This is a genomic window from Maricaulis sp., from assembly GCF_030149235.1.
Taxonomy (GTDB): domain Bacteria; phylum Pseudomonadota; class Alphaproteobacteria; order Caulobacterales; family Maricaulaceae; genus Maricaulis.
This window is the reverse complement of record NZ_JASBRW010000011.1, coordinates 1-9248: the sequence shown is the minus strand read 5'-3', so window position 1 is coordinate 9248 and position 9248 is coordinate 1. Positions and strand designations below refer to the sequence as shown.

Genomic DNA, 9248 nt, shown 5'->3' with positions numbered 1-9248 from the left:
GGCGAAATGGATCGGCGTCGTCCCCCCGCTTGCGGATCCGACCCAGAAGTCGCGCCGGATTGATCCCCTCCCGGCGCTGCGCTGGAAAACTGGTGCATGGCATTGCGCCCGGCCTTCTCCCCCCTCAAGGCCGGGCGCTTTCATTTTCAGAACATGTTTGTGAAATCATCCTCGGCTTGCAGCTGTGCAGATGGCCTTGCGGGCGCTAAATAAGCGCCATGCAATTCGATCTTGATGACAATGAGCCCGATTACCCGCGGCTCCTGGAGGAAATCCCGCTGCTCTACCGGGTACGGGCCTTCGCCGACAGTCTCAACGCCAATACCTGGTTCTCCCGTCTGGGCGAGCCGCTGGACGAACGCGAACAGCATCTGGCCCGGGTTTATCTCGATGGTCTGGGCTTTCCGGAGGCCGAGCCGGCGGTGCTGACCAGCTGGGACGAAGCCGCCGGAGCCGCTGAGACGCTCGATCGCGACCCGGTGGCCTGGGAAGCCGAGGAAATGCTGCGCACCAGCCTGGCCGCGCAAGCCCTTGAGCGGCTCGATGAGCAGGCCGTCTCGACCGCCCTGGCCATGGTCGCCCAGAAGACGGGCGATACGGCCCGAGACGCGGTTGAAGACGCTGCGGCCTTGGCCGATGTCGAGGATCTTGACCTGGTTCACGCCGCTGCCGGCGCCCTGGCCCAGGCCGCCAATGGTGCGGCGCTCGTGGTCATGGCGGAAGCGGAGAATGATGATGATCCGCACCCCTTCCTGGCGCGCTGGCGCCTGTTTGCGCGCGGCCGCTGGCCCGTTGGCCTGGCCGGATCGACCTTCAATATTCTCTGAGATGCGCGTCCGGCTGAAAATCTGCTGCATCAAATCGTCGGACGAGGCCCGCCGCGCTGTTCTGGCCGGAGCAGATGCGTTGGGTCTGGTCGGGCCGATGCCGTCAGGTCCGGGCACGATCAGCTATGATGACGCGCGTCATATCGCCGGCACTATTGCCCCACCGGTGTCGCGTTGGCTGCTGTCGAGTGAAACCAGCGCAAGCGATCTGATCGATGCCGCCGATCAGGCTGGTGTTGATACGCTGCAGATCGTCCGCCAGCTTGACCCGCAAGGACTTGAGGAACTGGCCCGCAAACGCCCGCATCTGCGCCGCGTCCAAGTCATCCATGTCGAAGACGAGGGCGCGCTGGACCTGATCCGCGATTATGAGGCTCATGCCGACGCCTTCCTGCTGGACAGCGGTAAGCCCGCCGCCGCCACCGAGACGCTGGGCGGGACCGGGGACACCCATGACTGGGATATCAGCGCCCGTTTCGTGGCCGCGACAGAGCGACCGGTCATACTCGCCGGCGGGCTCAATGCCCGCAATATCGCACGAGCGGTCCGGACCGTGCGGCCCTATGGCGTCGACCTGTGTTCCAGTGTTCGCACCAGCGACGAATTGGACGACAACAAGCTCAACACTTTCATCACCGCCCTGCGCCAGGCAGAACAGGACTTCTCATGACCGCTTTTTCCCTCGCCAGCTGGAATATCAACTCCATCCGCCTGCGCGCGCCACTGGTGGCGGAATGGGTGAAGCTGGCCGATCCGGACGTGCTCTGCCTGCAGGAAATCAAGTGCCAGAACCATGAATTCCCCGAAGCCGCCTTCCGCGAAATGGGTTTTTCCCATTTCCACGTGCGTGGCCAGAAGGGCATGCATGGCGTGGCGATTGCCTCCAAGCTTCCGCTTGATGACCTGGGCGATGAGGGCTTGTGCCCGCGCGAGGAAGCCCGGCATCAGCGGGTCGGCGTCGCCGGTGTCGAACTGCACAATTTCTACATCCCGGCAGGCGGCGACGAGCCGGATGTGGAGACCAATCCGCGCTTTGCCCACAAGATGGAATTCCTCGATCGGCTGGAACGCTATTTCGGTGATCGCCGGGCCGAGAATGCGCCGCTGGTGCTGGTCGGTGATTTCAACATCGCGCCCTATGAGCATGATGTCTGGTCACACAAGCAATTGCTCAAGGTCGTCAGCCACACGCCGGGTGAAGTCGACGCGCTGGAGCGCATCCGGAAGGCTGGCGATTTCGCCGACCTCGCGCGCGAACTGATCCCGATGGACGAGAAGGTCTACACCTGGTGGAGCTACCGGGCGCGCGACTGGCGCAAGGCCAATCGCGGTCGCCGCCTCGACCATATCTGGGCGGCCCCGAGTGTGAAGGATCGCGCCCTCGTGGCCGGCCGGGACGGGTTCAAGGTGTGGGAAGATCTGCGCGGTTATGAAAAGCCGTCCGATCACGCGCCGGTCGTGATGCGGTTCGAAGCCTAGGTCGCTAAAGCCTAGTTAGAGAGCCGATAACCGCCGCTTTCGGTGACCAAGAGACGGGCATGGGCCGGGTCCGGCTCGATCTTCTGGCGCAAGCGGTAGATATGGGTTTCCAGCGTGTGCGTGGTCACCGCCGGGTTATACCCCCAGACCTCGTGCAGCAGCTCATCGCGCGGCACCGGCTTACCACCGGCACGGTAGAGGTATTTGAGGATATTGGTTTCTTTCTCCGTCAGCCGGACCTTCTTATCATCCGCCGTCATGAGTATTTTCATCGCCGGGCGGAATTCATAGGGGCCGACCTGGAACACCGCATCCTCGCTCTGTTCATGGCTGCGCAGATGCGCCCGAACACGGGCCAGCAGGACGGAGAATTTGAACGGCTTGGTGACATAGTCATTGGCCCCGGCATCCAGACCCAGGATCTGGTCGGCATCCGTATCCTGGCCGGTGAGCATGATAATCGGCGAGGAGACGCCATTCTTGCGCATCAGCCGGCAGGCATCGCGGCCATCCATATCGGGCAGTTCCACATCCAGCAGGATCAGGTCGGCCCGTTCATCCTTGGCCCGGGTCATGCCGCCGCAGGCCGTATCGGCCTCGATGGTGCGAAACTCTTCATGCAGATCAAACTGCTCGGCCAGCGCTTCGCGGAGATCGTTGTCATCGTCGATGATGAGGATGGTTTTTTGTGCGCTCATAATTCGATCATGCCCATTTCGCGCAGCAAGGCAATTCCTGCCCGTCGGCAAGTCTTGCCCGGCAGGGTTTGCCACTCGGTGCCGCAAGTCCCTAGTTTAAGCAACTGATTCTTGGTCTGAATCTTGCTTTTCTTCTGTCAGCGTCCCAGCCGGGACGAAATTTCCGTGGTGGGGGAGGCGTTGAGGACGACCAGCCATCTGGCCAGGTCCATTCCCGCGCCGACCACCGCTGGAACAGCGATTTAATGCTCTGAAAATCCAACGCAACTGACGCTTGGCTAACAGGACCCCACGATTGCGTGAGGCGGCTGTCAGGTCGCGACGTCGCGTGCCCCGAAAACACCGGTCCCGACCCGCACCGAGGTCGCGCCCAGGCCGATCGCCACCTCATAGTCGGCACTCATTCCCATGGAGAGTTTTTCCAGACCGTTCTCGCGCGCCAGCTTGGCCAGAAGCGCGAAATGCAGACCGGCGGGCTCCTCCACCGGCGGGATACACATCAAGCCTTCGAACGCCAGGCCAAGCGTGTCGCGGGCCTCGCTGATAAAGCCTTCAAGCTCCTGCGGCAGAAGGCCGGCCTTCTGCGGCTCGGCCCCGGTATTGATCTGGACATAGAGCCGGGGCCGACGCCCCTGCGTCTCCATTTCCCGGGCCAGTATGCGCGCCAGCTTGAGCCGGTCGACCGTTTCAATGACATCAAACAGGGCCACCGCATCGGCCGCCTTATTGGTCTGCAGCGGCCCGATCAGGCGCAGTTCGAGATCCGCATAATGAGCGCGCCGCCCGGCCCAGTGAGCCTGGGCTTCCTGGACCCGGTTCTCACCGAACACGCGCTGACCGGCCGCCAGGGCCGCATCGATACGGGTCTCCGGCTGACGCTTGGAAACCGCAACCAGCTCGACCGCGTCTGAGCTGCGGCCGGATGCTTGTGCTGCCTTGCCGATCCGGTTCAGGATCGCATCGATATTTCCGGCTATATCAGGATGTTCACTCATGCCTTCGCCGTATCGCGGCCCTTCCGGTTTGACAAGCCTGCCAGAGCTCTGGGCGTTTACCGACCCGCAACGCACGCCGGATATCACGGCACTCGCGGCCCGACTTCCCGCCGGGACCGGACTGGTTTACCGCCATTTTGGCAAGGCAGATCGCGAAGTTGAGGCGCAGGTTCTGGCGGGCCTGGCGCGTTCTGAGGGACTGACCTTGCTGATCTCCGCCGATATCGCACTCGCCGAGGCTGTCGGGGCGCATGGCGTGCATTGGCCGGAGCGTTTGCTGGCCCGGGGCGCACAGGCGCGTTTGCGACACTCCCATCTCGTCATGACGGCGGCCGCGCACAGCTACCTTGCCCTGGAACGGGCCTGGCAGGCCGGTATGGACGCCGCCTTCTTGTCGCCGCTGCTACCGTCCAACAGCCCCAGCGCCACGCATCCGCTCGGTCTGTGGCGGACACGCTCCATCGTCGGGCAAAGCCGTCTGCCGGTTTATGGCCTTGGCGGACTGGACATGAAAAAAGCCAAGCAGATGAAACAGCTTGGCCTGTCGGGCATGGCGATGATCGAGGCTTGGCTCAAACGCTAGAAGCGCAGGGCGGACTCGAATTTGATTTCCGGCTGACGCTCTTCGGCTTCCTGGATCATCAGGAGGTCATCTTCCGGGGCGGTGAAGCGCAGTTCGGTACCGAGGCGAAAACGGTCACCCAGATTGACGAAGGCACCGGCGCTGACATCGTCGAGCTCCAGCGGGTTGTTTTCATCGTCACGCAGACCGAACTGGAAGCTCCAGTCACCCAGCTCGAGGTCCACCGTCGGCACATCTTCCAGAGAGTGCGGGCGGGTTTCATTGAGCGAATTGGTCAGGCTGTCATACCACGGGGCGTCCGCATCAAGTATCGGCTGGTCGAGAATGGACAGGTCGACATCTTCGTCCTGCTGCGCCATGGCCGGCGTGCAGACGAGCGCGAACGCGGCCAGTGCGACAGCACTGCGCGTCAGCCAAGATGCCTGCAATTTGCCGGAACGGCGCGTCATTTCTCTCACTCCCTCGCAGAGCAGTTATATACGCGCGAGCGCGGGCTGAGGAAGATATTTTATCCACAGGCCCGGCAGAATTCCCGCCGCTGTTGCCAAATTATCAGTATCGCCAGCCGAGCTCGACGAAAATGGCACTGGAATCAGCGCTGACATTGCGGCGTCCAGCCGGTAGCAGGACCGGCTCCGAACGCTCCGCCAGCTGGATACCGGCGCCTGCAACCCAATGATCTCCAATGAGTTTTGACCCACTCAACTGCCAGCTTTCGCCCGAGGCGTGGACCAGATCATCACTGAAACTGGCCCATTCCAGTGTCGTCAACCAATCACCCGCTTCATAGCTCGCGGAAACCGCCAGGGCCTCGTAGCTGGCGTCTCCGGCCAGGGCCTGATTGGCGCGATACCAGCGCGCACCAGCGCGCCATTGGCCTGACCGCCAGCTCAACCCGGCATCTTCCGCCCGGATACCTGCAAGGCCCGCTAGGCTCGAAGCTTCAGACCCGCGTGACAGACCGGCGCTGAACGCCACATCATGATCCCCACGACGGATTTCGTAATGGAAACCGGCCTCGAACACGTCTTCGACGGGCGGAGTCAGCGGATCCGAGGTCCCGAAATTGCCGGCACAGTGATCGACCCCGCACAGCTCCACCTCGGGGGTGTAGGACAACGAGGCCCGGAACGTCCCGATCGTGCCCACCTGGCCCAGAGCGATGGAGCGGAACACCAGTTTGGGGTCAAAGCCGGAGCTCAGATTGCGCGTCCGTGCGCCTGACAAGCCGGTGATATCGACACGGCCACCATCGGCGCGGGAGAGGCGGAAGGCGGTCGGTCCGCGCACCGCATCGAGATCCGCGGCGCCCGTACCGGCACCGAGACGCCACTCGCCCCAGCCGGAATGAAGATAGGCATAGCCGGCCTCGAGCGCCGCATGAGCCCGGCGATTATCAGCTGGGCCGGCGCTGAACAGGCCGGATGCCGTTCCCCGCAGTGCCCGGTCGAGACCGTCGACCTGCAGGCTGGCGCAATCCGCCAAGCCAGGCGGGCAATCACCGACACGGTTGCCCCAGGCTTTACGCCCACTGTCACGCTCGACACGACCGCCCAGTACGAAACCGAAGCGGCGCCCGCTATCGGTGAGCATTTCAACACTCCAGCGCGCTTCGAGGTCGGCCAGGACATCGATGTCATCGCCATCGCGCATGACCGTGACCAGACCGGTATCAAGCGCGAAGCGCGTTTCCGCCTCGGACCAGAGTGAAGTCAATGTTTGAGAGAATGCCGACGGGACCGTGAGAAGGACGGACGCAGCTGCGATAATTGTCGCGCTAATTGTCCGAACCATAACTCGCGGCCCCGCCGATCGGCCCCGTCCCCCCGGACGTCGCACCTTACAGGAGTTGAGCTCGGCCCGCGGGTCAAGCGCGTGTGCCGGGTACAGATCGTCTTCGTGCAAAGCTGTTGCAGACTTGTCACGGTTAAATCGGGTGCCTTTCTGCGCTGGCGTGCGAAAAATGCCGTGCTATACAAGCACCTCGAAACGGCCGGACAAGTCTGTTGTCTGTCGCCACTACGTGTTACTGCCGTCTTGTATCGAAGGAGTCACGGCACATGATCGACCGTAAGATCGCTGTTGCGCTGCTGTCCGCTGCCATCATCACCCTTCCCGCCTGTTCGACGCGGGGCGATGATTCCGCCGGGTCTGCAGCCGAGGAATCCTCCGGCTTCCGTCTCCTTCCTTCGCTGCCCAACCCGCTGCGCGGCGGCAATGACGTGGATGTCGATGGTATTGGCGTAAACAGCTATCTCTGGCGCGCCAGCCTGGACACGATTTCCTTCATGCCCCTGTCTGAAGTGGATCCGTTCGGCGGCGTCATCATCACCGACTGGTACGCCAATCCGGACATGACCAGCGAGCGCTTCAAGCTCACGGTCTATATCCTGGACACGCGACTTCGGGCCGATGCCCTTGCGGTCAACGTCTTCCGCCAAGTGCGCGAGGAAGGCGGGACCTGGATCGATGCTCAGGCGAGCACCGATACCGCCTATGAAATCGAAAACGCCATCCTGACTCGGGCCCGCCAGCTGCGTATCTCGCAACTGGAAGACTAGCCCCGGTCCACGCCGAGGACGCGGTCCTGTGCCGCGCACCAGACCTATGAGCCGATATAATCCGCGCGAAGCCGAACCGAAATGGCAGTCGGCTTGGACGGACAAGGAGTCGTTCAAGACCCGCCGCGAAGACGGGTCCGACGACAAGCCGAAATACTACGTCCTGGAGATGTTCCCCTACCCGTCCGGGCGCATCCATGTCGGACACTCCCGCAACTACACCATGGGTGATGTCGTCGCGCGCTATAAAAGAGCGCGCGGTTTCAACGTCTTGCACCCGATGGGCTGGGATGCCTTCGGGCTGCCGGCGGAAAATGCAGCGCGCGAGCGTGGCGTGCACCCAGGCGCCTGGACGTATGAGAATATCGACGCCATGCGCGGCCAGCTGCAGCGCCTTGGCCTGGCTCTGGACTGGACACGAGAGTTCGCCACCTGCGACCCGGCCTACTATCGCCACCAGCAGGCGCTGTTCCTCAAACTTTTCGAGCGCGACCTGGTGTATCGCAAGATCGCCAAGGTGAATTGGGACCCGGTCGACCAGACCGTTCTGGCCAATGAACAGGTCATCGACGGCCGCGGCTGGCGTTCCGGCGCCCTGGTCGTGCAGCGCGAGCTGGACCAATGGTTCCTGAAGATCACCGAATATGCCGACCAGCTCACCGACGGGCTCGACAGCCTCGATCGCTGGCCGGACAAGGTCCGCACCATGCAGGCCAACTGGATCGGCCGTTCGCGCGGCGCCGAGATCCGTTTCCCGCTGACCGATGAGGTCATCGCCGGGGAATTCGGACCTACGATCGACGTCTTTACCACCCGCCCCGACACGCTCTACGGCGCTTCCTTCCTGGCGCTGGCGCCGGATCATCCGATCGTGAAGAAACTGGCGGAAGAGCATCCCGATATTGATCGCTTCATGCATGACTGCGCCCGCATGGGAACGTCTGAAGAAGAGATCGAGAAGGCACCCAAGCGCGGCATCGACCTGGGGATCAAGGTCCGCCACCCGTTTGACCCGTCTTGGGAATTGCCGGTCTGGGCGGCCAATTTCGTGCTCTCCACCTATGGCACGGGCGCCATTTTCGGCTCGCCCGCCGGGGATCAGCGCGATCTCGACTTCGCCAACAAGTATGATCTGCCGGTCAATCCGGTGGTGCTACCGCCGAATGCGGATGCCGCCACCCACACGATTACCGACGAGGCTTATACCGGCCCGGGCACGATCTATAACTCCAAATTCCTCGACGGCCTGTCGACGGTCGACGCGATTGAACGCGCCATCGAGGAACTGGAGAAGCTCAAGCTGGGCGAGGGCGCCACGACCTATCGCCTGCGCGACTGGCTGGTTTCGCGGCAGCGCTATTGGGGCTGCCCGATCCCGGTCATCCATTGCGATGATTGCGGCATTGTCGGCGTCCCCGAGGACCAGCTGCCGGTGAAATTGCCGGACGATGTGACCTTTGATCATCCGTCCAACCCGCTCGAGCGTCACCCGACCTGGAAGCACACAAGCTGTCCCAAGTGCGGAAAACCGGCGACGCGTGAAACCGACACGCTGGACACCTTCGTCTGTTCGTCCTGGTATTTCCTGCGCTTCGCCTCGCCGTTTGACGAGACCACGCCCTTCCTGCCGGACGACATTAATTACTGGCTGCCGGTCGACCAGTATGTCGGCGGTGTCGAGCACGCCATCCTGCACTTGCTCTATGCCCGCTTCTTCACCCGGGCGCTCAATGACAGCGGCCTGATGAACATGGCTTCCGGCGAACCCTTCGCCGGCCTGTTCACCCAGGGCATGGTCACGCACGAGACCTACAAGTCCTCCGAAGGCAAGTGGCTGTTGCCCGACGAGGTCGAGCGCCGCGACGGGCAGACGGTCGAGATCGCCACCGGCAAGCCGGTGAAGATCGGTGCCATCGAGAAAATGTCCAAGTCGAAGAAGAATGTCGTCGATCTGGACGCCTTCATCGAAAGCTATGGGGCCGATGCCGCCCGCTGGTTCGTGCTGTCGGACAGCCCGCCCGAGCGCGATGTGGAATACACCGACAGCGGTGTGGAAGGCGTCTGGCGCTTCATTCAGCGCCTGTGGACGACCGTAACCTCCCTGC

General features: G+C 62.7%; 10 protein-coding genes. 6 read left to right on the top strand and 4 right to left on the bottom strand.

Annotation, left to right across the window (positions count from 1 at the left end):
• The first annotated feature begins 218 nt into the window (after positions 1-218).
• From Q1V51_RS01845 to xth, 3 genes are read left to right on the top strand one after another with little or no spacing between them, the layout of a single operon-like run.
• Entirely contained in the window at positions 219-827 is a 609-nt protein-coding gene (locus tag Q1V51_RS01845) for a hypothetical protein (RefSeq protein WP_300552102.1), read from the top strand.
• Between the two features lies 1 nt (position 828).
• Entirely contained in the window at positions 829-1497 is a 669-nt protein-coding gene (locus Q1V51_RS01840) for a phosphoribosylanthranilate isomerase (RefSeq protein ID WP_300552100.1), read from the top strand.
• Complete coding sequence (xth, locus tag Q1V51_RS01835) at positions 1494-2306, top strand: exodeoxyribonuclease III (protein WP_300552098.1); 813 nt, start codon at positions 1494-1496, stop codon at positions 2304-2306. The genes Q1V51_RS01840 and xth overlap by 4 nt, the downstream gene beginning before the upstream one ends.
• 11 nt (positions 2307-2317) lie before the next feature.
• Here the strand turns inward: xth and Q1V51_RS01830 are convergent, their stop codons facing one another.
• Both Q1V51_RS01830 and Q1V51_RS01825 read right to left on the bottom strand, forming a co-directional pair.
• Positions 2318-3004 (bottom strand): response regulator transcription factor, encoded by a 687-nt coding sequence (locus tag Q1V51_RS01830; RefSeq protein ID WP_300552097.1) that lies wholly within the window; start codon positions 3002-3004, stop codon positions 2318-2320.
• 311 nt (positions 3005-3315) lie between these two features.
• Entirely contained in the window at positions 3316-3999 is a 684-nt protein-coding gene (locus Q1V51_RS01825; RefSeq protein WP_300552095.1) for a YggS family pyridoxal phosphate-dependent enzyme, read from the bottom strand.
• Between Q1V51_RS01825 and Q1V51_RS01820 the strand changes: the two genes are divergently transcribed.
• Positions 3998-4582 carry a thiamine phosphate synthase gene (locus Q1V51_RS01820; protein ID WP_300552094.1) on the top strand — a complete coding sequence of 195 codons (585 nt, stop codon included), beginning with the start codon at positions 3998-4000 and terminating at the stop codon, positions 4580-4582. The two genes, Q1V51_RS01825 and Q1V51_RS01820, sit on opposite strands and share 2 nt — an antisense overlap.
• Here Q1V51_RS01820 and Q1V51_RS01815 read toward each other — a convergent pair.
• Entirely contained in the window at positions 4579-5031 is a 453-nt protein-coding gene (locus Q1V51_RS01815; protein WP_300552093.1) for an NtrZ family periplasmic regulatory protein, read from the bottom strand. The two genes, Q1V51_RS01820 and Q1V51_RS01815, sit on opposite strands and share 4 nt — an antisense overlap.
• 103 nt (positions 5032-5134) lie before the next feature.
• Positions 5135-6298 carry a porin gene (locus tag Q1V51_RS01810; RefSeq protein WP_300552091.1) on the bottom strand — a complete coding sequence of 388 codons (1164 nt, stop codon included), beginning with the start codon at positions 6296-6298 and terminating at the stop codon, positions 5135-5137.
• A 344-nt stretch (positions 6299-6642) separates the two neighbouring features.
• Between Q1V51_RS01810 and Q1V51_RS01805 the strand changes: the two genes are divergently transcribed.
• Together Q1V51_RS01805 and leuS are read left to right on the top strand one after the other, a co-directional pair.
• Positions 6643-7143 (top strand): DUF3576 domain-containing protein, encoded by a 501-nt coding sequence (locus tag Q1V51_RS01805; protein ID WP_300552089.1) that lies wholly within the window; start codon positions 6643-6645, stop codon positions 7141-7143.
• Positions 7144-7189: 46 nt separating this feature from the next.
• Positions 7190-9248: leucine--tRNA ligase (gene leuS / locus Q1V51_RS01800; RefSeq protein WP_300552087.1), on the top strand; the 2059-nt coding region annotated here is incomplete at its 3' end.

Excerpts from the sequence above, each read along its gene's own strand:
- Q1V51_RS01845 (WP_300552102.1), top strand. The coding sequence starts at position 219 with ATGCAATTCGATCTTGATGACAATGAGCCCGATTACCCGCGGCTCCTG.
- Q1V51_RS01840 (WP_300552100.1), top strand. The coding sequence starts at position 829 with ATGCGCGTCCGGCTGAAAATCTGCTGCATCAAATCGTCGGACGAGGCC.
- xth (WP_300552098.1), top strand. The coding sequence starts at position 1,494 with ATGACCGCTTTTTCCCTCGCCAGCTGGAATATCAACTCCATCCGCCTG.
- Q1V51_RS01830 (WP_300552097.1), bottom strand. The coding sequence starts at position 3,004 with ATGAGCGCACAAAAAACCATCCTCATCATCGACGATGACAACGATCTC.
- Q1V51_RS01820 (WP_300552094.1), top strand. The coding sequence starts at position 3,998 with ATGCCTTCGCCGTATCGCGGCCCTTCCGGTTTGACAAGCCTGCCAGAG.
- Q1V51_RS01825 (WP_300552095.1), bottom strand. The coding sequence starts at position 3,999 with ATGAGTGAACATCCTGATATAGCCGGAAATATCGATGCGATCCTGAAC.
- Q1V51_RS01815 (WP_300552093.1), bottom strand. The coding sequence starts at position 5,031 with ATGACGCGCCGTTCCGGCAAATTGCAGGCATCTTGGCTGACGCGCAGT.
- Q1V51_RS01805 (WP_300552089.1), top strand. The coding sequence starts at position 6,643 with ATGATCGACCGTAAGATCGCTGTTGCGCTGCTGTCCGCTGCCATCATC.